21 protein-coding genes are annotated in these 21,776 nt (G+C 72.4%); 5 read left to right on the top strand and 16 right to left on the bottom strand.

Annotation, left to right across the window (positions count from 1 at the left end; translation table 11 throughout):
* Positions 1-369: 369 nt before the first annotated feature.
* Together ACH4ZA_RS17280 and ACH4ZA_RS17285 are read right to left on the bottom strand one after the other, a co-directional pair.
* A complete protein-coding gene (locus ACH4ZA_RS17280) occupies positions 370-1,383 on the bottom strand; it encodes a YafY family protein (protein ID WP_319279553.1) in 1,014 nt (337 codons plus the stop codon).
* A gap of 112 nt (positions 1,384-1,495) precedes the next feature.
* Positions 1,496-2,239: a transglycosylase family protein gene (locus ACH4ZA_RS17285; RefSeq protein WP_319279554.1), complete on the bottom strand. Its 744-nt coding sequence runs from the start codon at positions 2,237-2,239 to the stop codon at positions 1,496-1,498.
* A gap of 533 nt (positions 2,240-2,772) precedes the next feature.
* Here ACH4ZA_RS17285 and ACH4ZA_RS17290 point away from each other — a divergent pair.
* Together ACH4ZA_RS17290 and ACH4ZA_RS17295 are read left to right on the top strand one after the other, a co-directional pair.
* Complete coding sequence (locus tag ACH4ZA_RS17290) at positions 2,773-3,555, top strand: hypothetical protein (protein ID WP_319279555.1); 783 nt, start codon at positions 2,773-2,775, stop codon at positions 3,553-3,555.
* Between the two features lie 236 nt (positions 3,556-3,791).
* The gene (locus ACH4ZA_RS17295; RefSeq protein WP_319279586.1) at positions 3,792-4,199 is read left to right on the top strand and encodes a hypothetical protein; all 408 of its coding nucleotides are present in this window, start codon (positions 3,792-3,794) and stop codon (positions 4,197-4,199) included.
* Between the two features lie 95 nt (positions 4,200-4,294).
* Here ACH4ZA_RS17295 and der read toward each other — a convergent pair whose 3' ends face one another.
* The 5 genes from der to aroH all read right to left on the bottom strand — a co-directional run bounded on the left by der (position 4,295) and on the right by aroH (position 8,897).
* A complete protein-coding gene (gene der, locus ACH4ZA_RS17300) occupies positions 4,295-5,785 on the bottom strand; it encodes a ribosome biogenesis GTPase Der (protein ID WP_319279556.1) in 1,491 nt (496 codons plus the stop codon).
* Between the two features lie 88 nt (positions 5,786-5,873).
* Positions 5,874-6,461, bottom strand: coding sequence for a lysophospholipid acyltransferase family protein (locus ACH4ZA_RS17305; RefSeq protein WP_319279587.1), 588 nt, complete (start codon positions 6,459-6,461; stop codon positions 5,874-5,876).
* 62 nt (positions 6,462-6,523) lie between these two features.
* Positions 6,524-7,210, bottom strand: a complete 687-nt coding sequence (cmk, locus tag ACH4ZA_RS17310) for a (d)CMP kinase (protein ID WP_319279557.1) — start codon at positions 7,208-7,210, stop codon at positions 6,524-6,526.
* A gap of 242 nt (positions 7,211-7,452) precedes the next feature.
* Entirely contained in the window at positions 7,453-8,538 is a 1,086-nt protein-coding gene (locus tag ACH4ZA_RS17315) for a prephenate dehydrogenase (protein ID WP_398430156.1), read from the bottom strand.
* The gene (gene aroH / locus ACH4ZA_RS17320; protein ID WP_319279559.1) at positions 8,535-8,897 is read right to left on the bottom strand and encodes a chorismate mutase; all 363 of its coding nucleotides are present in this window, start codon (positions 8,895-8,897) and stop codon (positions 8,535-8,537) included. Before aroH ends, ACH4ZA_RS17315 begins: the two co-directional genes overlap by 4 nt.
* A gap of 218 nt (positions 8,898-9,115) precedes the next feature.
* Between aroH and ACH4ZA_RS17325 the strand changes: the two genes are divergently transcribed.
* From ACH4ZA_RS17325 to ACH4ZA_RS17335, 3 genes are read left to right on the top strand one after another with little or no spacing between them, the layout of a single operon-like run.
* Positions 9,116-9,769: a hypothetical protein gene (locus ACH4ZA_RS17325; RefSeq protein ID WP_319279560.1), complete on the top strand. Its 654-nt coding sequence runs from the start codon at positions 9,116-9,118 to the stop codon at positions 9,767-9,769.
* Between the two features lie 38 nt (positions 9,770-9,807).
* Positions 9,808-10,392 (top strand): DUF6529 family protein, encoded by a 585-nt coding sequence (locus ACH4ZA_RS17330; RefSeq protein ID WP_319279561.1) that lies wholly within the window; start codon positions 9,808-9,810, stop codon positions 10,390-10,392.
* Positions 10,389-10,808 carry a Rieske (2Fe-2S) protein gene (locus ACH4ZA_RS17335; protein ID WP_319279562.1) on the top strand — a complete coding sequence of 140 codons (420 nt, stop codon included), beginning with the start codon at positions 10,389-10,391 and terminating at the stop codon, positions 10,806-10,808. Before ACH4ZA_RS17330 ends, ACH4ZA_RS17335 begins: the two co-directional genes overlap by 4 nt.
* A gap of 85 nt (positions 10,809-10,893) precedes the next feature.
* On the opposite strand, the gene ACH4ZA_RS17340 is transcribed toward ACH4ZA_RS17335, so the two are convergent.
* The 9 genes from ACH4ZA_RS17340 to ACH4ZA_RS17380 all read right to left on the bottom strand — a co-directional run bounded on the left by ACH4ZA_RS17340 (position 10,894) and on the right by ACH4ZA_RS17380 (position 21,648).
* The gene (locus ACH4ZA_RS17340) at positions 10,894-11,916 is read right to left on the bottom strand and encodes an ADP-ribosylglycohydrolase family protein (RefSeq protein ID WP_319279563.1); all 1,023 of its coding nucleotides are present in this window, start codon (positions 11,914-11,916) and stop codon (positions 10,894-10,896) included.
* Complete coding sequence (locus tag ACH4ZA_RS17345) at positions 11,913-12,707, bottom strand: NUDIX hydrolase (protein WP_398430171.1); 795 nt, start codon at positions 12,705-12,707, stop codon at positions 11,913-11,915. Before ACH4ZA_RS17345 ends, ACH4ZA_RS17340 begins: the two co-directional genes overlap by 4 nt.
* Before the next feature lie 136 nt (positions 12,708-12,843).
* Positions 12,844-14,022 carry a pseudouridine synthase gene (locus tag ACH4ZA_RS17350; protein WP_319279564.1) on the bottom strand — a complete coding sequence of 393 codons (1,179 nt, stop codon included), beginning with the start codon at positions 14,020-14,022 and terminating at the stop codon, positions 12,844-12,846.
* Positions 14,022-14,591, bottom strand: a complete 570-nt coding sequence (gene scpB, locus ACH4ZA_RS17355; protein WP_319279589.1) for an SMC-Scp complex subunit ScpB — start codon at positions 14,589-14,591, stop codon at positions 14,022-14,024. The genes ACH4ZA_RS17350 and scpB overlap by 1 nt, the downstream gene beginning before the upstream one ends.
* 53 nt (positions 14,592-14,644) lie before the next feature.
* The gene (locus ACH4ZA_RS17360) at positions 14,645-15,610 is read right to left on the bottom strand and encodes a segregation and condensation protein A (protein ID WP_398430173.1); all 966 of its coding nucleotides are present in this window, start codon (positions 15,608-15,610) and stop codon (positions 14,645-14,647) included.
* A 606-nt stretch (positions 15,611-16,216) separates the two neighbouring features.
* On the bottom strand, positions 16,217-16,798 hold the full coding sequence (locus tag ACH4ZA_RS17365) for a hypothetical protein (RefSeq protein ID WP_319279566.1): 582 nt from the start codon (positions 16,796-16,798) through the stop codon (positions 16,217-16,219).
* On the bottom strand, positions 16,783-17,919 hold the full coding sequence (locus ACH4ZA_RS17370) for a ParA family protein (protein ID WP_079041320.1): 1,137 nt from the start codon (positions 17,917-17,919) through the stop codon (positions 16,783-16,785). Before ACH4ZA_RS17370 ends, ACH4ZA_RS17365 begins: the two co-directional genes overlap by 16 nt.
* A gap of 401 nt (positions 17,920-18,320) precedes the next feature.
* Positions 18,321-19,445 carry an alanine dehydrogenase gene (ald, locus tag ACH4ZA_RS17375; RefSeq protein ID WP_319279567.1) on the bottom strand — a complete coding sequence of 375 codons (1,125 nt, stop codon included), beginning with the start codon at positions 19,443-19,445 and terminating at the stop codon, positions 18,321-18,323.
* 136 nt (positions 19,446-19,581) lie between these two features.
* Complete coding sequence (locus ACH4ZA_RS17380; protein WP_398430157.1) at positions 19,582-21,648, bottom strand: tetratricopeptide repeat protein; 2,067 nt, start codon at positions 21,646-21,648, stop codon at positions 19,582-19,584.
* Positions 21,649-21,776: the final 128 nt, after the last annotated feature.

A 21,776-nucleotide genomic window follows, 5' to 3' on the forward strand; every position in this document is an offset into this window, starting at 1 on the left:
GTACGGGACGCGTGGATCACCCCGGTCACGCTTCTGTCACAGGATCACGACACGCGTTCCGGCCTAACCCCGTCACACGTACGAGCGATTTCGCACAACTTGTTCAGGCATTCGAAAGTGCTTTTCGCACGGCGTCCGAGCCCTTCGAAAAACCCTGCGAAAAGCGTCCACAACGCCGTACCCGAAAACCGTCGAAATCTGTTCCGTCCCGATCGCCGGCGCACACTCCCGAGCTGACTGCCCGTAGGAAATACACGGGTCCTCCACACGTCCTCCCGGCGCCGGCGGCCGGCCCTCGGCCGGTGCGCCGGCACCCGTGGAGGGAGTCAGCAAGGGCTCCGAGAGGGCGCTCGGCGGCCCGGGCGGCCGTCAGGGGCACGCCGTGGACGCCGGGTCGCCGGCCCGCGCCCGGGGCCCTGCGGCCCGCGCCAGAGCACCGTCGAGCCGGTCGCGGGCGGTCCTGATCGCATCGATCAGCTCCACGGGTTCCAGCACCTCGAACTCGAGGCCCGCCATCATCACGTGGATCACCATCACATCGAGGCTCGCCGCTCCCGTGCGCAGCACGCAGGCGTCCTCCCCGTCGGGCTCCAGCGTGCCCGCCGAAGGCGAGACGCGTTCGGCGGCCTCGGCCAGCGGCGCCAGCAGCCGGACGGCGGCCCGGACGGCGTACGCGCGCGTGGAGACGCCCTCGGAGACGTACCCGGCGAGGTCCTGGGCGGGCGGCTCGCGCGGCTCGAAGCGCGGGCCGTGCGGCGGCCTCGGGGTCATCCGGTCCACCCGGAACGTGCGCCAGTCGGCCCGGTCGAGATCCCAGGCGACCAGGTACCAGCGGCGCTCGGTGCACACCAGGCGGTGGGGTTCGACCGTGCGGCGGGTCTCGCCGCCGTCGTGTCCCCGGTAGTCGAAGCGCAGCCGCTCCGCGTCCCGGCACAGATGGGCGAGCTCGGTGAGAAGGCCCGGGTCCACGGAGGAGGACTGCGGGCCGCGCAGCATCGGCACGGTGAAGGCGTTCAGGGCGCCCACCCGCCGCCGCAACCGGTGCGGCAGCACCTGCTCCAGCTTGGCCAGCGCCCGTACCGAGGTCTCGCCGATGCCCTCGATGCCCTGCCCGGCCGCCGTCCGCAGCCCCACGGCGACGGCGACGGCCTCGTCGTCGTCGAGCAGCAGCGGCGGCAGCTCGGCCCCGGCGCCCAGCTGGTAGCCGCCGCCCGTGCCGGGAGTCGCGTTGACCGGGTATCCCAGCTCGCGCAGCCTCTCCACGTCCCGGCGCACCGTGCGCGCCGTGACGCCGAGCCGGTCGGCGAGCTGCGTGCCGGACCACTCGCGGTGGGCCTGGAGCAGGGAGAGCAGACGCAGCAGTCGGGCGGAGGTCTCCAGCATGCGCCCAGTGTGGCTCACGGCGGACGCTCAGGACGCCGCCGGGATCCCGGGGAAGGGCCCCGTCCCGTCGTCGGACCGGACGGGGCCGCCGTGTCCCCGGAGGGGGAGCGGCTCAGAGCGCGAGGCGCTGTCCGGGCACGATCAGGTCGGGGTCGCCGCCCACGACGGTCCTGTTGGCGGCGTAGACGCGCTGCCAGGTCATGCCGTGCCGGGCCGCGATGCTGCTGAGGGTGTCGCCCGCGCGGACCGTGTAGTCACCGTGGGAGGAGCTGCGGGAGGCCTGCCCCGACGCCGGGGAACCCGAGCCCGAACCGGACTTCCAGGAGCTCGCCTTCTTCGAGGAGCCCGACGTCCCGGCGGACTTCGACGAACCCGACGTCGAGGACTTCGCATACTTCGACGACTTGGTCGAGTTCGACGGCTTCGACGACTTCGAGGAACCGGAGGAGCCCGAACCGTGCGTGGACGAACCGGCGCCCGGTGCGCTGCCGGAGGCTCCGGCGCGCGCCGAGCAGGTCGGCCACGCGCCCCACCCCTGGGCGTTCTGCACCTTCGCCGCGATGGAGATCTGCTGTGCCTTACTGGCCTTGTCGGCGGTGGACGCGTAGGCGCCGCCGCCGAACGCGCGCCAGGTGCCGGCGGAGAACTGCAGCCCGCCGTAGTACCCGTTGCCGGTGTTGATGTGCCAGTCGCCGCCGCTCTCGCACTGGGCGATGCGGTCCCACACCCCGCTGTCGGCCGCCGTGGCCTCGCCGGTCGCGGACAGCAGCCCGAGAGGGGCGAGAAGCACCGCCCCGGCGAGGACCGCCGTCTTGCGCGACGACTTGCGGGTGCGGATATCGGCACATTCGGACATGTAGATCCCTCTCTACGAACCCGGGCTCCCCCGGGACGGGGCACGTGCCGCGCAGGGCGCGGTCGTCGTGCTCCGTCCCGTCCGCCGGCGGTCGTGCTGCGCGATGTCTGGCCGCGCGGCCGGCGGACGTTCCCGAGCGGTGCTCGTTGCACACGGCGGAGCAATCTAGGGACGCTGACGAGTCGTTATCAAGCAACTCCCCTCCACCCCAGGCCACTTGCCGGTTACCGTAGGTAGCGGCTATTTTCGGCCACTCGTTTCATTCCCTCATTTCATGCTTTGTCGACCAGAGAGCACGGCCTGCTGTGAGCCAGCTCACCGGATCAACTTTCGTGACCTTCCCGTTACTTGACGGAGAGTGGCTGATTCCGCGCCCAGAGTGACCGTGCGCGCAGGACGGTTCGATTCCGTTCGCCCTGCAGCGTGACTCCCGCCACAGATCGCCGTTGTCTTCTTCATGAGCCGGGGACCGCCCGGACCACGAGCCGGGGCCACCCGGACTCGCCCCAGCACCGCATCCGAGGGAGCACCCCGTGCCGCGCATGCTCGACGTCAGCGACGAGGTTCGCGCCGAGATCGGCGACGAAGAAGCCGACCGGCTGCTCGCCGGAGACAACGCCCCGGGCAGTTACGACTGCACGTCCTGCCGCACCCCGGGCGACTCCGACAACGAGCGCACCAGCACCGTCCTGTTCATCGGGGACGAGACCGCAGTCCTCGCCTTCGCCCACTCCACCTGCCTGCCCTCACAGGTCGTCCAGGTCACCGAGGAGCAGCTGCAGGGCGCGGTCCGCTCCATCAACGGCGACTCGGCCGACCTGGACTCCGGCAAGGTCGTCCCCGAGCAGGCGGTGCTCGGCGTGACCAGCGGACTCGTCCTGATCGCCGGGGAGTTGCACCCCGCGCTCGTCGTCGAGCCGACCGCGCCGATCGTGCGGCCCGGCACCACCGGCGCCGGCGACGACTTCCTGCCGCTGCTCATCGAGCAGGGCTTCATGCCGCTCTCCCAGCTCTCCGAGGTGCCGCCGGTGCAGCACGGCTGGTCCGTGCTGCTGGCCATGGGCCAGCTGCACGCGGTGCTGCAGCCCTCGGCGAACGGCGGCCAGCCGGTCGCCTGGTGGCAGGCGCACCAGCCGCTGCAGGTGACGGAGGGATGGCGCGCCGCCGCCAACAAGCACCAGCAGGTGCTGATGTTCGCGGCCCCGGTCGGGTCGATCGGCCGTCAGCCCCGCGAGGACCTGCTGCGGGACGCGCTCGACAAGGCCGCCGCGAACGGGCAGTTGGTCGGCGCGGCCCTGCCGCTCGCCGGGACCTGAGACCTCCGGGGCGCGGGGCCCGCACGCGGTCCCGCGCCGCCCCGCACGTCCCGCGCCCCCCGCACTCCGCCGCGCCCCGCACGTCCCGCGCCCCGCACGTGCCACGCCCCGGACGGCGGGCGTGCGGACGTGCGTCGGGAAGTACGGACGTGCGGACGTGCCGCCGTGCGGTCACACGCGCCCGACGGCACGCCGTCCGGCCGCATCCCCTGATGTCCGACCTCGTTTGGACATACGTGCACACCTACGACGTTCCCCGCCGCCCGCCCTTCCCGTCGATCCCCTCCGCTCGACCGGCTCAGGACGCGCAGGGCGGCCCATCGGCCACGCCGATCTACGACGCGCTCTACGCCGAGTACGTCAAGACGTTCCGCTCACTGCCGGGCGACCGCAGCGGCGAGGACGACCTGGGGTTCACCGCGTTCGGGAACATCCCGCACCACACGAGCTCGTACCCGGCGCCCCGCCCGGGATCGTTCAGCAGCTCGTACAGCGCCTACAGCGCCGGGGCGCAGAGCGCGCGGCACGGGAACGGGCAGCCGTCGCAGTGGCAGCGGGTCGGGCAGATCGGCGGCCAGCAGCAGCCCACCGCGACGCACCACGTCCCGGCGGCGCTGCCCCCGGCCCCCCGCAGGACCTTCTGACCGGGTCCGGACACGACCGGAGGGCGGTGCCTGCGACAGGCGCCGCCCTCCGGTTCCCACGGCCGAACTCCCACGGCCGATCTGGTTTCGCCGAGCTACTTCTTGCTGCTCTTCTTCGTGCCGCGCTTCTCGCGCACCCGCACCGAGATGTGGATCGGGGTGCCCTCGAAGCCGAACTCCTCACGCAGCCGGCGCTCGATGAAGCGCCGGTAGCCCGCCTCGATGAAGCCGGAGGCGAAGAGGACGAACCGCGGCGGCTTGGTGCCGGCCTGGGTGCCGAAGAGGATCCGCGGCTGCTTGCCGCCCCGCACCGGGTGCGGGTGCGCGGCGACCAGCTCGCCGAGGAAGGCGTTCAGGCGGCCCGTGGGGACGCGGGTCTCCCAGCCGGCCAGCGCGGTCTCGATCGCCGGGACGAGCTTCTCCATGTGGCGGCCGGTGCGGGCCGAGACGTTGACCCGGGGGGCCCAGGCCACCTGGGCGAACTCGGTCTCGATCTCCCGCTCCAGGTAGTAGCGGCGCTCCTCGTCGAGGGTGTCCCACTTGTTGTAGGCGATGACGAGCGCCCGGCCCGCGTCGACGGCCATGGTGACGATGCGCTGGTCCTGGACCGAGATCGACTCGGAGGCGTCGATGAGGATGACCGCCACCTCGGCCTTCTCGACGGCGGCGGCGGTGCGCAGCGAGGCGTAGTAGTCGGCGCCCTGCTGAAGGTGGACGCGCTTGCGGATGCCCGCCGTGTCGACGAACTTCCAGGTGACGCCGCCGAGTTCGATCAGCTCGTCCACCGGGTCGCGGGTGGTGCCCGCGATCTCGTTGACGACGACGCGCTCCTCGTTCGCCACCTTGTTCAGCAGCGAGGACTTGCCGACGTTCGGGCGGCCGATGAGCGCGATCCGGCGGGGGCCGCCGACCGCGGCGCCGAAGGTCTGCGCGGGGGCCTCCGGCAGGACGTCCAGAACGGCGTCGAGCATGTCGCCGGTGCCGCGGCCGTGCAGCGCGGAGATCGGATGCGGCTCGCCGAGGCCCAGCGACCACAGGTAGGCCGCGTCGGCCTCGGCGCTCGGGCCGTCGACCTTGTTGGCGGCCAGGACGACGGGCTTGCCCGCCTTGCGCAGCAGCCGTACGACCGCCTCGTCGGTGTCGGTGGCGCCGACCTTGGCGTCCACGACGAAGACGACGGCGTCGGCGGCCTCGATCGCGTACTCGGCCTGCGCGGCGACGGAGGCGTCGATGCCGAGGACGTCCTGCTCCCAGCCGCCGGTGTCGACGAGCTTGAAGCGGCGGCCCGACCACTCGGCCTCGTAGGTGACGCGGTCGCGGGTCACACCCGGTTTGTCCTCGACGACGGCCTCACGGCGGCCGATGATCCGGTTGACCAGGGTCGACTTGCCGACGTTGGGGCGGCCGACGACGGCGAGCACGGGCAGCGGCCCGTGACCGGCCTCCTCGATGGCCCCCTCGACGTCCTCGATGTCGAAGCCCTCGACGGCGGCGAGCTCCATGAACTCCGCGTACTCGGCGTCGCCCAGCGCCCCGTGATCGTGCTCGAAGGCGTCCGAGCCGTCAGGCTGGCTGTGGTCGTTCATGAAGTCCGTACCTCGTCGTTCCATCGTGGTGATCGGTGGAGCGCCCCGTTCGTCCGGGTTGATCCACTACTCGGTCATTCAGTGTCGCTCAGCGCCCGGTCAGGCGCCTGGCGTTTTCCAGGTGGGCGGCCAGCTGCTTCTGGATCCGTTCGGTCGCCTCGTCCAGTGCCCTGCGGGTCCTGCGGCCGCTCCCGTCACCGGCGTCGAACGGGTCTCCGAAGACGACGTCGACGCGGGAGCGCAGCGGGGGCAGCGCCTTGATCAACCGTCCGCGGCGCTCCGTGCTTCCCAGCACGGCGACCGGCACGATCGGCGCCCCGCCGCGCACCGCGAAGTAGGCGAGCCCGGCGCGCAGAGCGGCGAAGTCGCCCTCGCCCCGGGTGCCCTCCGGGAAGATCCCGAGGACCCCGCCGTCGTCGAGCACGCCCAGCGCGCGGGTGACGGCCGTGCGGTCGGTGGTGTCCCGGTCGACCTTGAGCTGGCCGATGCCGGTCAGGAAGGGGTCGAGCGGCCCGATGAACGCCTCCTTCTTGATCAGGAAGTGCGTGGGCCGCGGGGCGACGCCCATCACCATCGGTCCGTCGATGTTGTGGGAGTGGTTGATCGCGAAGATCAGCGGGCCGCTCGCCGGCACCTTCCAGGCGCCCAGCACGCGCGGCTTCCACAGCCCGTACATCAGGCCGACGCCGATGCGCCGACCGACCTCGGCGCCCTTGCGGGAGGGCGCGGACGGCTGAGTCACTTCGCGGCCCGACTCTCCTCGACGAGGGTCACCACGTGCTCGATGACCTGGGTGAGCGTGAGCTCGGTGGTGTCCACCTCGACGGCGTCGCCGGCCTTGGCGAGCGGTGAGGTCTTGCGGGAGGAGTCGGCCGCGTCCCGCTTGATCAGCGCCTCCCGGGTGCTGTGCAGGTCCGCGCCCTTCAGCTCGCCGCTGCGCCGGGCCGCGCGGGCCTCCGGGGAGGCGGTGAGGAAGACCTTCAGATCGGCGTCGGGGAGCACGGTGGTGCCGATGTCGCGCCCCTCCACGACGATGCCCTGTTCGGCGGAGGCCGCCAGCGAGCGCTGCAGCTCGGTGATCCGGGACCGCACCTCCGGCACGGCGCTCACCGCGCTGACCTTGGAGGTGACCTCCTGGGTGCGGATCGGTCCGGCGACGTCGACGCCGTCGACCGTGATGGACGGGGCGGCCGGGTCGGTGCCGGAGAGGATCTCGGGCTTGTCGGCGACGGCCGCGATCGCCGTGGGGTCCTCGATGTCGATCCCGTTGGTCACCATCCACCACGTGATCGCCCGGTACTGGGCGCCGGTGTCCAGGTAGCTCAGCCCGAGCCGGGCGGCCACGGCCTTGGACGTGCTCGACTTGCCCGTGCCGGAGGGGCCGTCTATGGCGACAATCACGGGCTGGGCGGCGCCGTTTTCCACGGGGGACACCTTCCTGGTGCGAGGCGGTGGATGTGCGGGGCGCGACTGTGCCCCGTACCAGGTTACCGGCCGCGGGTCACTCGTCCGGCCGCGCCTTGCGCGCCCCGCCCTGCGCCGCAGCCCACGCCACCGGCCACGGGCCCCGTCCACACCACCGGCCACGGCCCCGGCTCCTCGCCGGCGGCCGCGTCACCCGGCCGGCCTCACCGCTCCCCCGCGGTCCGACCGGCCGCTCCGACCGGCTACTGACGGATGGCCCAGCCCCTCTCCCGCAACGCCGACGACAGCAGCACCGCCGACTTCGGTTCGACCATCAGCTGCACGAGACCCGCCTGCTGCCCCGTCGCGTGCTCGATGCGGACGTCCTCGATGTTCACGCCCGCCTGCCCGGCGTCGGCGAAGATGCGGGCCAGCTGCCCCGGCTGGTCGTCGATCAGCACGGCGACGACCTCGTAGGCCCGCGGAGCGGCGCCGTGCTTGCCGGGCACCCGTACCCGGCCCGCGTTGCCGCGGCGCAGCACGCTCTCCACGCCGTCGGCGCCCGCCCGGCGCTTGGCGTCGTCGGAGGACTGCAGGGCCCGCAGCGCCTGCACCGTCTCGTCCAGGTCGGCGGCGACGTCGGTGAGCAGGTCGGCGACGGGACCGGGGTTCGCGGACAGGATGTCGATCCACATCCGGGGGTCCGAGGCGGCGATCCGGGTGACGTCCCGGATGCCCTGTCCGCACAGCCGCACGGCGGCCTCCTCGGCGTTCTCCAGACGCGCCGCGACCATGCTGGAGACGAGGTGCGGCATGTGGGAGACGAGGGCCACCGCCCGGTCGTGGGCGTCCGCGTCCATGACGACGGGGACGGCCCGGCAGTGCGAGACCAGCTCCAGGGCGAGGTTCAGCACCTCGGTGTCGGTGTCCCGGGTCGGCGTCAGCACCCAGGGGCGGCCCTCGAAGAGGTCGCCGGTCGCGGCCAGCGGTCCCGACTTCTCCCGGCCCGACATGGGGTGGCTGCCGATGTACGCCGACAGGTCGAGGCCGAGCGCCTGCAGCTCGCGGCGCGGGCCGCCCTTGACGCTGGCCACGTCGAGGTAGCCGCGGGCCACCCCCCGGCGCATCGCGTCGGCGAGCACGTCGGCCACGTGCGCGGGCGGGGCGGCGACGATCGCGAGATCGACCGGCCCCTGCGGCTCCTCGTCGGTGCCGGCGCCGAGCGCGGCCGCCGTGCGGGCCTGCTCGGGATCGTGGTCGGCGAGGTGGACGACGACGCCCCGCTGGGCGAGGGCCAGGGCCGCGGACGTGCCGATCAGCCCGGTTCCGATGACGAGCGCGGTCCTCACTGGGCGATGTCCTTGCGCAGGGCGGCAGCGGCGCCGAGGTAGACGTGGCTGATGTCGGAGCGCGGGGCGTCCGACTCGATGTGCGCGAGTATGCGCACCACCCGCGGCATGGCGCCCTCCACGTCGAGTTCCTGGGCGCAGATCAGCGGCACGTCCACGATGCCCAGCTTGCGGGCGGCAGCCGCCGGGAAGTCGCTGTGCAGGTCGGGCGTGGCCGTGAACCAGATGCTGATCAGGTCGTCGGCGCTGAGCGCGTTGCGTTCCATGACGGCGGTAAGAAGGGCGCCGACCTGCTCGTCCATGTGGCCGGCGTCGTCCCGCTGAAGTTGGACGGCTCCCCGGACCGCTCGTACCGCCACGGCGCTGCTCCTTGCTGAAGTGCTGGACTACGGCTCCTGCTGCATCCAGCGTAGTCAGACGGCGTGGGTACGGTGCGCGCAGCCCGCGTGCCGAGACGGCCGCACCCCCATACGCCCTTTACGGCGGGTGCGGCCTGCGCTGTCATGGCAATCTGACCGCAGGCATGCTGACCGCAGGCATGCTGACGGCAGGACACCCGCATCGGGGAAGGCCCGACATGAAGCGTCCCGGACCCCTGCTCACCCTTCTCGCGGGGCTGGTGCTCGCCCTGTTCCTGCTGACGCTCAACGCGACGACGGGCACGAGGCCGGCCTCCTCCTCGTACCAGGAGCAGTCGCCCACCCCGGCCCCCGCCCGCGGCTCGGCCTCCCCCACACCCTCGCCGACCCCCTCCCGCTCCCGGGCCGCCGACGCCGACTACGCCGGGCGCACGGACGACGATGCGGCGGCGATCGCCGTCTCGGTCCGCGGCGGCCGGGCGGTCGCGTACTTCTGCGACGGCCGCACCCAGGAGTCCTGGCTCAAGGGCGACGTGGCGGACGACGGCGCACTGCGGCTCACCGGCAGCCACGGCGCGAAGCTGGAGGGCACGCTGGAGGACGGCAGGGCGATCGACGGCACGGTCGAGGTGAGCGGCGTGCGCCACGCCTTCACCGCGGACCGGGCGAAGAAGCCGTCGGGGCTGTGGCGGGCGACCGCCACGGTGCGCTCCGCGAAGATCGACGGCGGCTGGATCGTCCTGAAGGACGGCAGCCAGGTCGGCGTCGTCACCCGGGACGGCGAGCCCTCGCCCGCTCCCCGCATCGACCCGGAGACCGGCGCGGTGACCGTCGACGGGCAGCGGCTCACGGCCCGCCCCGCGACGCCCTGACCTTCTTGTCCCCTGACCCCCTCGAGCAGGGAGCGACCATGACCGTCGACCCGAACGCCGCCACCCAGGGCTTCCCCGGTCCCGGCCCCGCACCGCGTGGTCCGCGTCCGGCGCGCTATCTGGTCCCGGCGCTCGTCGCCGCCGCGGTGGCGCTCGCCCTGGGCGTGTACGGCCGTGTCCACGACCCGGCCGGGACGGCCTTCAACCTGGCCGGCTTCAGCAGCACCGGCGCGGTGAAGTCCTGGCTGGCGTCGGCCGCGATGCTCTTCGCGCTGGTGCAGCTGGTCTCGGCGCTGATGCTGTACGGCAGGCTGCCGGGCCCCGCCTGGTCCGGCACGCTGCACCGCTGGTCGGGCCGCGCGGCCTTCCTGATCGCGGTCCCGGTTGCGGTGCACTGCCTGTACGCGCTTGGCTGGCAGACGTACGAAACGCGCGTGATGTGGCACTCCGTCCTGGGTTGCTTCTTCTTCGGTGCTTTCAGTGCCAAGATGCTGCTGCTCCGCTGGGAGCGACTCCCGGGATGGCTGCTGCCGCTCGTCGGCGGACTCGTCTTCGCCGTGCTGACGGTCGTCTGGCTGACCTCGGCCCTCTGGTTCTTCCGCACGTTCGGAGTGACGACATGACTTCCCCCGCGACTCGACGCACGGTCCTCCTGGCTACGGGCGGCGCGGCAGCGGCCCTCACCGTGGGCTGCAGCCAGTACGGCGACGACAGCTCGTCCTCGTCCGAGAAGTCCCCGAAGGCGTCCGCCGGCCAGGAGCTCTCCAAGACGAGCGACATCCCCGTCGGCGGCGGCAAGATCTTCGCCGACGAGAAGGTCGTCGTCACACAGCCGACGAAGGACGACTTCAAGGCGTTCTCCGCGATCTGCACCCATCAGGGCTGCACGGTGGGCACCGTCGCCGACGGTCTGATCCAGTGCCCCTGCCACGGCAGCGAGTTCCGCATCGCGGACGGCTCGGTGGCCCGCGGTCCGGCGGCGAAGGCGTTGCCCGCCGAGCAGATCACCGTCGTGGGCGGCGCGATCCGGCTGGCCTGACCCCGGCCGGACCGTCCCGGCGCCGGACCGGCTCGAACGCGGCCGGCGAACCCGGGCCGGGTCACAGGGTCACCGGGTCACCGGGTCACTGGTCCCACAGCGCGCCGAGCGTCATCAGTTCGCCGTGGTACTCGATCCGGTCCGCCCACGGCGTGGGCCAGGCGTCCGCTCCGGCGTGCGCGCCCGCGAAGGCGCCCGCGAGGCAGGCGATGGAGTCGGAGTCGCCGGACGAGCAGGCGGCCCGGCGCAGCACGGTCACCGGCTCGTCGGGGAAGAGCAGGAAGCACAGCAGACCGGCGGCCATGGCCTCCTCGGCGATCCACCCCTCCCCCGCGGCCAGACACGGGTCGGTCTCGGGCGAGGGACGGCGCAGCGTCTCCTGGAGCCGCTCCAGCACGGCGAGGCACTCGTCCCAGCCGCGCGTCATGAAGTGCTCCGGGCTCGGGTCCTGGCTGCGGGTCCACAGGTCGCCGAGCCAGCGGTGGTGGTAGCGGGACCGGTTGTCCAGGGCGTACGAGCGCAGCAGCCCGACCAGCGCGGCGGGGTCGGCGCCCTGCGCGAGCAGCCGCACGGCGTGCGCGGTGAGGTCGGAGGCGGCGAGCGCGGTGGGATGCCCGTGGGTGAGGGCGGACTGCAGCTGGGCGGCGCCGGCCCGCTGTTCGTCGCTGAGGCCGGGTACGAGGCCGAGCGGGGCGACGCGCATGTTGGCGCCGCAGCCCTTGGAACCGATCTGACTGGCGTCCTGCCACAGCCGCGCGTCGTCCTCGAGGAGATCGCACGCGGTCAGACAGGTGCGCCCCGGGGCCCGGTTGTTGTCCGGTGACCGGTTCCAGGCCACGAACTCCTTGCGCAGCTGCGGCACCAGGGAGTCCGGCACGAGGAGCCCGCGGTCCATGGCGGTCCGCAGGGCGCGCCCGACCGCCAGGGTCATCTGGGTGTCGTCGGAGACGAAGGCGCGCGCCGGAAGCTCCATCTCCCGCCACGGCCCGCACTTCGCGAGGATCGACGGGACGTCGTTGAACTCGGTCGGAAACCCGAGCGCGTCCCCCAGCGCCAGTCCCAGCAGGGATCCGGTGGCGCGCTTTCGGACGGTGGTCGAGGTGGTCATGCGGAACGTCCTTCCCGGGGCGGTCGCAGCAGGGGCGGGTGGAGCGCGGTGGCGGCCCCCGCCCGGTAGAGGGCGGCGGGTTTGCCGCGGCCGCCGGTGAGACGCGCGCCGCCGGGGACGGGCTCGACGAAGCCCGGGGTGGCGAGGACTTTGCGACGGAAGTTGGGCCGGTCGAGGCCGGTCCCCCACACCGTCTCGTAGACCTGCTGGAGCTCCCCGAGCGTGAACGCGGGCGGGCAGAAAGCGGTCGCGAGACAGGTGTACTCGAGTTTGGCTCCGACCCGGTCGTGGGCGTCCGCCAGGATCCGGTCGTGGTCGAATGCGAGCGGCTCGACGTCGTCGTACGGCTGCCAGCGCGCCTGGACCGCGTCGCCGCCGCCCATCGGCTCGGGCGCGTCGGGCAGCAGGGCGGCGAACGCTACGGAGACGACCCGCATACGGGGGTCGCGGCCGGGCTCGCTGTAGGTGCGCAGCTGCTCGAGATGCAGCCCGGAGACGTCCTTCAGGCCGGTCTCCTCGGCGAGTTCGCGCCGGGCCGCCGTCTCGGCGGACTCGTCGGGCAGCACGAATCCGCCGGGCAGCGCCCACCGGCCGGCGTACGGCTCCTGCCCGCGCTCGACGAGCAGCGCCTGCAGAACGCCCGCGCGGAGCGTGAGGACGGCGAGATCGACGGTGACCGCGAAGGGCTCGTAGGCGTACTTGTCGTAGGCGTACGTGTCGTAGGGGTGCCCGTCGTGGGGGTGCCTGCCGTGGGGGCGCCTGTCGTCGACGCGCTCGTCGTGGCCCCGCATGACGAACACCCCCTCTTAATAGTCATCACGACTATAAAAAGGGGGTGCCGTCCCGCACAAGCCCCGGGTCCCGGGATTCGCGCCCTGGTCGCGCCCTGATCCTGTCCTGGTCGCGCCCTGGTCGCGGCCTGACCGCCTAGAGGTCGACTTCCTGCATCAGCATGCCGACTTCGGTGTTCGACAGCCGCCGCAGCCAGCCAGACTTCTGGTCGCCCAGGGTGATCGGCCCGAAGGCGACGCGCACGAGCTTGTCGACGGGGAAGCCGGCCTCGGCCAGCATCCGGCGCACGATGTGCTTGCGGCCCTCGTGCAGGGTCACCTCGACCAGGTAGTTCTTGCCGGTCTGCTCGACCACCCGGAAGTGGTCCGCCTTCGCGTACCCGTCCTCCAGCTGGATGCCGTCCTTGAGCCTCTTGCCCAGGTCACGCGGGATGGGGCCCACGATGTGCGCGAGGTAGACCTTCTTCACGCCGTACCTGGGGTGGGTCAGCCGGTGCGCCAGCTCGCCGTGGTTGGTGAGCAGGATGACGCCCTCGGTCTCGGTGTCGAGCCGCCCGACGTGGAACAGCCGCGTCTCGCGGTTGGTCACGTAGTCGCCGAGGCACTGGCGGCCCTCGTTGTCCTCCATCGTGGAGACGACGCCGGCCGGCTTGTTCAGCGAGAAGAACTGGTACGTCTGCGTGGCGACGGTCAGGCCGTCGACCTTGACCTCGTCCTTCTCGGGGTCGACGCGCTTGCCCTGCTCCAGGACGATCTCGCCGTTGACCTCGACCCTGGCCTGCTCGATCAGCTCCTCACAGGAGCGCCGGGAGCCGTAGCCCGCGCGCGCGAGAACCTTCTGCAGCCGCTCGCCCTCCTGCTCGGCGCCCGGGAAGGTCTTGGGCAGCTTGACGTCCTTCTTGCCCGCGTAGCGCTCGCGGTTGCGCTCCTCGGCCCGCGCCTCGTACTCACGCGAGGTCGCCGGCACCCAGCGGCCGCGCCCGGTGCCCTGACCCTGCTTGGGGCCGCCCTTGGCGCCGCCTCGCGCGGAGGCGCCACGCCCCGACTTCGGGCCGTCGTGGGAACCGCCGGGACCCACGTCGTAGCGGCGCTCCTCCGGGCGCGGGTTCTTCGGCCTGGCGCCCTGCTGGTCGTCGCGGGAGTTCCCGGCGCCGCGGTAATTGCCGCGGCCGCCGCCACTCCCGCCACTCCCGCCGCGACCACCGCCGCCGCTGCTCCCGCCGCGACCGCCACCGCTACCGCCGCGGCCGCCGCTGTTGCCACCACGGCTCCCGCCGTTGTTTCCGCTGCTGTTCCTGCCGCTGCTGCTTCGCATCAAAGTTCCGTCTTGTCGTCTGCGTCCTCGGAATCCGGAGCGTCCGGATCGAACGACGGCACGCCCTCCTGGGTCTCGGCCTCGATCGCCTCCGCCTCGGGCAGGAAGGGCGCGAGCTCCGGGAGCTCGTCCAGACCGCGCAGGCCCATCCGCTCCAGGAAGTAGTTCGTCGTCCTGTACAGGATCGCACCTGTTTCGGGTTCCGCGCCCGCCTCCTCGACCAGACCGCGCTGCAGCAGGGTGCGCATCACGCCGTCGCAGTTCACTCCGCGCACCGCGGAGACCCTGCTGCGGCTGACCGGCTGCCGGTAGGCGACGACCGCCAGAGTCTCCAGCGCCGCCTGGGTGAGCCTGGCCTGCTGGCCGTCCAGGACGAACCCCTCGACGGCCGCCGCGAACTCGGGCCGCGTGTAGAACCGCCAGCCGCCCGCGACGAGCCTGAGCTCGAAACCGCGCCCCTGCACGGTGTACTCGTCGGCCAGCTCGCGCAGCGCGTCCGCGACGCTGCGCCGCGGCCGCTGGAGGATCTTCGCGAGATGCTCCTCGGTCGCGGGCTCGTCGACGACCATCAGGACGGCCTCGAGGGCCGGCTTGAGATCCAGTGCCGCGACGCTCTCCTCGCTCACGTCTTCGTCTCCTTCCCGGGCTCCTCGGGGGGCCGGTCGAACTCGTCGGTGACCCGGAGCTGCGCGTCCCCGTCCCCGCCGGTCCAGCGCACCAGCAGCTCGCCGAGCGCGGTCTCCTGGTCGAGGGCGACGGCCTTCTCCCGGTACAGCTCCAGCAGGGCGAGGAAACGGGCGACGACGGTGAGGGTGTCGTCGGTGTCCGCCACCAGCGTCCGGAAGCTGGCCTCGCCGAGCTCCCTCAGCCGTGCGACGACGATCCCGGCCTGTTCCTGCACACTCACCAACGGCGCGTGGATGTGGTCGACGTACACCTGCGGCTTCGCCCTCGGCTGCATCGCCTTGACCGCGAGTCTCGCGAACCCTTCCGCGCCGATGCTGATGACCACCTCGGGCAGCAGCTCGGCGTGGTGCGGTTCGAGCCCTACGGTGCGGGGGTATCGGCGGCCCTCGCTCTCCAGCCGGTGCGTGAAGATGTCGGCGATCTGCTTGTAGGCGCGGTACTGCAGCAGGCGCGCGAAGAGCAGGTCCCGCGCCTCCAGCAGCGCCAGGTCGGCCTCGTCCTCGACCTCGGCGGCGGGCAGCAGCCGGGCCGCCTTCAGGTCGAGCAGCGTGGCCGCGACGACCAGGAACTCCGTCGTCTGGTCCAGGTCCCAGTCGGGGCCCATCGCCCTGATGTGCGCCATGAACTCGTCGGTGACCTTCGACAGCGCGACCTCGGTGACGTCCAGCTTGTGCTTGGAGATCAGCTGGAGCAGCAGGTCGAAGGGACCCTCGAAGTTGGCGAGCCGGACCTTGAAGACGCCGTCGGGCACCCCCTCCCCCGCGGCCACGGCCACGGCACCCCCGACGCCGACCCCCGGAGCGACGGTTCCGGGACCTGCGGTCCCCGGGACGGCGGTTCTCGGGCCTGCGCCTCCTGAAGCGACGGTTCCGGAACCTGCGGTCCCCGGGACGGCGGTCAGGGGGCCTGCGGCTCCTGGGGCAGCGGGTTCCGCGACGGCCGTTGCCGGGGTGGAGGGTGCTGCGGCAAGCGGTGCCGAACCCGTTTCCGGATCGCGGAGGACGGCAAGCGGGGCAACCGGTTGCGAATCGGTTTCCGGATCCCGGAGGACGGCCCGCGCGGCAACCGGTTCCCGACGGGTTGCCGGCTCCGGGGCGGCGGCAACACGGGCAACCGGTTGCGGACCCGTTTCAGGCTCCGAAGCGGCGACTGCTTCGGCAACCGCTTCCCGGTCCGTCTCGGATTCCCGGGGGGCAGGCTCTGCGGCAAGCGATTCCGCAAGGTTCTCCGGCTCCCGGGCAACTGAACGCCCGGCAACGGCTTCCCGGTCCGTTTCTGGTTCCCGGGCGGAGGGTTCGGTGGCAAGCGGTACCGGGTTCGCCCCCGTGGCGGCCGGTTCAGGAACCGTTTCCGCTGCGACCGAATCCGTCGCGTCGGGCTCGGCCCCGGGCTCCGGGCCGCCCGGTGCCGTGCCCGGTCCCCGCCCCAGCGCACGCCGACGGCCGGCTGCTGTGCCGGAGCCGGGGGCGGAGGCGTTGTTCGAGGTCATGGCCCCCGCAGGCTACCGCTACCGTCCGCGAAGTCGTCGTACGAGGATGCTGGCGTCCCCGCGGCTCTCCAGGTCGGCGAGGACCACGGCGACCGCCTCGCGGACGATCCGCCCCCGGTCCACGGCCAGCCCGTGCTCTCCCCGGAGCACCAGACGGGCGTGCTCCAGATCCATGAGCTCCTCGGCGGAGACGTAGACGGTGATCTTCTCGTCGTGCCGCTCCCGGCCGCTGGGCCGGCGGGACGCCTGCCGACCACGCTTGCGCGGCTGGTCGTCGGCGGAGGCAGAACCTTCCTGCGCCCCCTGGCGGCGCTCGCCACGCTCCCCGGGGGCGCCGCCCCTGGTGCGGGACTCCCCGGCCTCGGTCTGTCCGGCGTCGGCCGCCACGTGCTCGGCGCCCTCGCCGTCGCCGCCCTGCGCGGGCACGGCCTGCGGCGCGTCCTGCGCTCCGCCGGCCGCCACCCCGTCGCTCTCGCCGGCCGGCGCGGGCACCCGGGCCTCGCCGTTGGCGTTGCGCCGGGGCGCGGACGGCTGAAGCGCCGTTCCCCCTGTCGTACGGAAGAGTTCGTCGGCCCCCGGCAGACTCACTCGGCGTGACACCGGGCGAGCACCTCCCTGGCGAGCTGACGGTAGGCGGCGGCGCCGACGGAGTTGGACGCGTACGTGGTGATCGGCTCACCGGCGACCGTGGTCTCCGGGAAGCGGACCGTGCGCCCGATGACCGTGTGGTAGACGTGGTCGTCGAAGGCCTCGACGACCCGCGCGAGCACCTCGCGGCTGTGCACGGTGCGCGAGTCGTACATGGTCGCCAGGATGCCGTCGAGCTCCAGCTCGGGGTTGAGCCGCTCCTGGACCTTCTCGATGGTCTCGGTGAGCAGAGCCACACCGCGCAGCGCGAAGAACTCGCACTCCAGCGGCACGATCACCTTGTGGGCGGCCGTGAGGGCGTTGACCGTGAGCAGGCCGAGCGAGGGCTGGCAGTCGATGACGATGTAGTCGTAGTCGTCCATCAGCGGCTTGAGCGCACGCTGGAGCGTGGACTCGCGCGCGACCTCGGAGACCAGCTGCACCTCGGCGGCCGACAGGTCGATGTTGCTGGGCAGCAGGTCCATGTTGGGGACCGCGGTCTTCAGGAGCACCTCGTCCGCCGCCATGCCCCGCTCCATGAGCAGGTTGTAGACGGTGAGGTCGAGCTCCATCGGATTGACGCCGAGTCCCACCGACAGCGCGCCCTGCGGGTCGAAGTCCACGAGCAGCACGCGCCGTCCGTACTCCGCGAGCGCGGCGCCCAGGTTGATGGTCGACGTGGTCTTGCCCACGCCGCCCTTCTGGTTGCACATCGCGATGATCTTCGCGGGGCCGTGTTCGGTCAGCGGGCCCGGGATCGGGAAGTACGGCAGCGGGCGTCCGGTCGGACCGACGCGCTCACGGCGCTGTCGGGCCGCGTCGGGCGCGAGCGTGGCCGCGTACTCCGGATCCGGCTCGTATTCGGCGTCGGGGTCGTAGAAGTGCCCGTCGGGCAGTTCGTCGTAGTCGGCGAAGTGGTTGTGGGGCGCGCCACTTCCGTCGCCGGCCATGGCGTTCACGTGATGGCCATCCATGCTCTGGAGTGCTGACAGAGCCAACTGGGGGCTGCTCTGGCTCTGGTGGGCTGCGAAGGTTCGGACAGCGACGGAGCCGACAGCCTCGAGCCCCGCGGAACCCGGGCCCCGCGTACGCATTCCTGGTTGACCACCCCCGGGAGCAAATGTCGACTCATTCACAAGTCGTCTTACCTCCTTGGTGACCAGGAAACTTCTAGACAAGGTCAGCGTGGCACCATGCCGACGGTTGGCGACTCTATGGCGTGTCGGGCGTCCGCAGCAACACAATCCGCCGGACCCGGCCCGATGTGTCGGCAATGAAACATCACGCTGTCAAGGGCGTACGGCCGTCGCACGGCAGGATTCACCGGTGTGCGAATCGGTCGAAGCGTTACGTTCGAGGCGAGTTGGCCGAGAGGCGCAAAGTGACCATACACACATCTGGCCGGACCTTGTCGGGCAAGGTCCGGCCGCGCGTGCGCGGTTGACGCGCCTTGTTGACGTATCGCCTTTACGAAAAGGTGACTTAGTTTCCCGGCTCAGCCGAGCAGGGAGTCCAGGTCCACGTGCTCCAGGCCGTGCGCCTCCGCCACCTCGCGGTAAACGACCTTGCCGTCGTGGGTGTTGAGCCCCTTCGCCAGCGCGGCGTCGCGGCGCAGCGCCTCGGCCCAGCCCTTATCGGCGAGTTCGACGATGTAGGGCAGCGTGGCGTTGGTGAGGGCGTAGGTGGAGGTGTTGGGGACCGCGCCGGGCATGTTGGCGACGCAGTAGAAGACCGAGTTGTGGACCGGGAAGGTCGGCTCGGCGTGAGTGGTCGGACGGGAGTCCTCGAAGCAGCCGCCCTGGTCGATCGCGATGTCGACAAGGACACTTCCGGGCTTCATCCGGGAGACCAGTTCGTTGGTGACCAGCTTGGGGGCCTTGGCGCCCGGGATGAGGACGGCGCCGATCACGAGGTCCGCCTCGAGGCAGGCCTTCTCGAGCTCGAAGGCGTTGGAGACGACGGTCTGGATCTTGGTGCCGAAGACCTTGTCGGCTTCCTTGAGCTTGTTGATGTCCTTGTCGAGCAGGGTCACGTGGAAGCCCATGCCGATGGCGATCTGCGCGGCGTTCCAGCCGGAGACCCCGCCGCCGATGACGACCGCCTTGGCGGCCAGCACACCCGGGACGCCGCCCGGCAGCACGCCGCGGCCGCCGTTGGCGCGCATCAGGTGGTAGGCGCCGACCTGGGGGGCCAGCCGGCCCGCGACCTCGGACATCGGGGCGAGCAGCGGCAGCGCGCGGCTCGGCAGTTCGACGGTCTCGTAGGCGATCGCCGTGGTCCCGGACTCGACGAGCGCGTCTGTGCACTCCTTGGACGCGGCCAGGTGCAGGTAGGTGAAGAGCGTCTGGTCCTTGCGGAGGCGGTGGTACTCCTCGGCGATGGGCTCCTTGACCTTCAGCAGCAGGTCGGCGGTGGCCCACACCTCGTCGGCGGTCTCCAGGATGCGCGCCCCGGCCGCCACGTACTCCTCGTCCGTGATGGACGAGCCGACGCCGGCGCCTCGTTCGACGACGACCTGGTGACCGTGGCGCACCAGCTCGTGCACACCGGCGGGGGTGATGGCCACCCGGAACTCGTTGTTCTTGACCTCGCGGGGGATGCCGACCTTCACGTCGATCACGGTCCTTGGCTCAGAGGGTGTGGGGGCACAGCAATGACATTCCCGGAGATACAGGACGCACCGGGACACACCGCAGGAGAACGTGCGGCAGAGCCAGTTTAATGAAGGCGTTCCCTCTGTCTAGCCTTTCATTGCGTCAATCTTTCGGAGATGCACTACGGATTTCGCAGGCATCCTCGGTGTTCACCGGTAGATCGGGCTCTTCGGAGCCGTCCGAAGGCCCCTCTCCCAGGATGCGCTCGGCCGCGCCGCGGTGCAGGCGGGCCGCCGTCGGGTCGCCGAGGCGCTCCAGGGTGTCGGCGAGCCTCAGCTGCAGCGCGGCCTGCAGCCGCGTGTTCTCGGCACGCTCGGCCCACTGCGCCGCCTCCTGGCACGTGCGCAGCGCCTCCTCGGGCCGGCCGGCGTACTCCTGGACCCGGGCCAGCTCGCTCAACGCCCGCGCGTGCGCGCCGACATCGTCGTTCCTGCGGTGTCCGGACACCGCCGCGCGCCAGGCGCGCTGTGCCTCGCCGTAGCGGCCCGCGTAGGTGTGCGCGGTGGCGATGCGGCCGTAGAGGCGGGCGGCGTCCGCGCGCTCGTCGCGGGCCAGGCGCTGGGCCAGGGCCCGGCCGAACCAGTCCGCGGCCCGGTCGTAGTCCCCGAGCTCGAGATGCGCGCCGCCTACGGATTCCATCGCGCGGCCGACAGCATATGGATCGTTCGCCTCGCGTCCGGCGTCCAGAGCGACCCGGTAGCGCACCAGCGCCTCCGCCGTGCGCCCGGTCCTGGCGTCGACGTCGGCCAGGTTCAGCAGCGCGGCGGCCTTCTCCCGGGGCAGCCGGCGGCGCTCGGCGACGTCCAGGACGAGCTGGTGGATCCCGTACAGGTCCGGCGCGGCCACCTGGGTGCCGAGATGCGCGACCATCGCCCTGACCAGCTGGGACATCAGGCGGCGGGCGAGGGTGTCCAGCTCACCGTCGGCGACCGCGAGGCGGGCCGAGGCGAGCAGGGCCGGGCGGCGGGCCTGCAGCCAGTCGGCGGCCGCCCGCGGGCTGGGGAAGCGCAGCGCCCGGGGCATGACCTGGAGCTTCTCGCGGGCCTGGGGACTGTCGGTCTCGGCGATGGCCCGGCAGGACTGCAGCAGTCGCACCGTGCGCTCCAGCATGCGGGCGCGGGCCAGCTGGAGCTCGGCGGGACGCTCGTGGGCCTCGGCGGCGGTCCGGAGCAGGGGGTGCAGGCAGCCGGGCACCTCGTACTGGGGCAGCGGGGAGTCCAGGGCCCGCAGCAGGCCGAGGGCGACGAGGTCGTCCAGGGTGGCGCGGGCGGCGCCCACCGAGCAGCCGGCCAGCGCGGAGGCGGTGTGCGGGTCGGCGAGGCCGGCCGGGGCCAGGGACAGCAGTCGCAGTATCCGGGCCGCGGGAGCCGGCAGGGCGGTGTGCACGAGGCGGAAGACGCGGCTGAGCGGGGTGCCCTCGTCGCCCTCCGCGTGGAGCTGCTTGGCGAGGTCGGCGACGGCGGCCTTCGGGCGGGCGGCGAGCCAGCCGCCGGCCAGGGTCAGTGCGGCGGGCTGGCCCTGGCACGCCTCGACGAGCCGCTCGGCGGAGCGCGGGTCGACGGTGATGCGGACCGCGCCGGTGTACCGGGTCAGCAGGTCGAGGGCGGACTTGGTGTCCAGGCCGCCGAGGGTGCAGGGGCGGACGTCCGCGATGCCGGTGAGCGGGCCGGCGGACACGGCGACGAGCAGGCATTGCGGGGCGTCCGGGAGCAGGGCGTCGACCTGTTCGGCGCCGACCGCGTCGTCCAGCAGGAGCAGCGCGCGGCGCGGCGCGAGGGTCTCGCGCAGCAGGGCGGCGAGGTCGTCCTGGTCGGCCCCGGGCGGGGTGGGCACGTCCAGCGCGGCGAGGAGTTCGCGGGCGGCGCGCTCGACCGGCACGGGCGTGCCGTCGGGCTCGGCGAGGCGGGCGCGCAGGACGCCGTCCGGGTAGCGGTCGGCGACCTGCCGGACGAGTTCCCCGGCGAGCGCGGAGCGCCCCGAGCCGGGTCGGCCGGCGATGAGCAGGACCCGTGCGCGGGGCGCCTTCCTCCCGGAGATGGTGTCCAGGCCCGTGCGCTCGATGTCGGCGCGCAGTTCCTTCAACTCCCGGGTGCGGCCCAGGAAATGGCCCTCTGGCGCAGCGTGTCCGGACAGCTGCACGCCGCCTGTGTCCACTGCCTGGTCCGTCACGGGCCACACTCCCGTCCCACCGCACGCGCCAGCCCGCCGGGACTCCGGTTCGGGCTGTTGCCGAGCCTAGTTCACGCTCTGCGACGTTCCGGGAGGAGCACGTCGGGCGGGGCCCCGAGGTCCACCGA

The sequence above is a fragment of the Streptomyces sp. NPDC020597 genome, assembly GCF_044335095.1.
In the GTDB taxonomy this organism is placed as follows: domain Bacteria; phylum Actinomycetota; class Actinomycetes; order Streptomycetales; family Streptomycetaceae; genus Streptomyces.

What these genes read in the sequence shown, in the direction of transcription:
- ACH4ZA_RS17285 (WP_319279554.1), bottom strand. Translation starts at nt 2,239, where the DNA reads ATGTCCGAATGTGCCGATATCCGCACCCGCAAGTCGTCGCGCAAGACG.
- ACH4ZA_RS17325 (WP_319279560.1), top strand. Translation starts at nt 9,116, where the DNA reads ATGAAGCGTCCCGGACCCCTGCTCACCCTTCTCGCGGGGCTGGTGCTC.
- ACH4ZA_RS17340 (WP_319279563.1), bottom strand. Translation starts at nt 11,916, where the DNA reads ATGACCACCTCGACCACCGTCCGAAAGCGCGCCACCGGATCCCTGCTG.
- ACH4ZA_RS17350 (WP_319279564.1), bottom strand. Translation starts at nt 14,022, where the DNA reads ATGCGAAGCAGCAGCGGCAGGAACAGCAGCGGAAACAACGGCGGGAGC.
- ACH4ZA_RS17305 (WP_319279587.1), bottom strand. Translation starts at nt 6,461, where the DNA reads ATGTACGGGCTGTGGAAGCCGCGCGTGCTGGGCGCCTGGAAGGTGCCG.
- ACH4ZA_RS17335 (WP_319279562.1), top strand. Translation starts at nt 10,389, where the DNA reads ATGACTTCCCCCGCGACTCGACGCACGGTCCTCCTGGCTACGGGCGGC.
- ACH4ZA_RS17370 (WP_079041320.1), bottom strand. Translation starts at nt 17,919, where the DNA reads ATGCGTACGCGGGGCCCGGGTTCCGCGGGGCTCGAGGCTGTCGGCTCC.
- ACH4ZA_RS17280 (WP_319279553.1), bottom strand. Translation starts at nt 1,383, where the DNA reads ATGCTGGAGACCTCCGCCCGACTGCTGCGTCTGCTCTCCCTGCTCCAG.
- ACH4ZA_RS17330 (WP_319279561.1), top strand. Translation starts at nt 9,808, where the DNA reads ATGACCGTCGACCCGAACGCCGCCACCCAGGGCTTCCCCGGTCCCGGC.
- der (WP_319279556.1), bottom strand. Translation starts at nt 5,785, where the DNA reads ATGAACGACCACAGCCAGCCTGACGGCTCGGACGCCTTCGAGCACGAT.
- scpB (WP_319279589.1), bottom strand. Translation starts at nt 14,591, where the DNA reads ATGGTCGTCGACGAGCCCGCGACCGAGGAGCATCTCGCGAAGATCCTC.
- ACH4ZA_RS17345 (WP_398430171.1), bottom strand. Translation starts at nt 12,707, where the DNA reads ATGCGGGGCCACGACGAGCGCGTCGACGACAGGCGCCCCCACGGCAGG.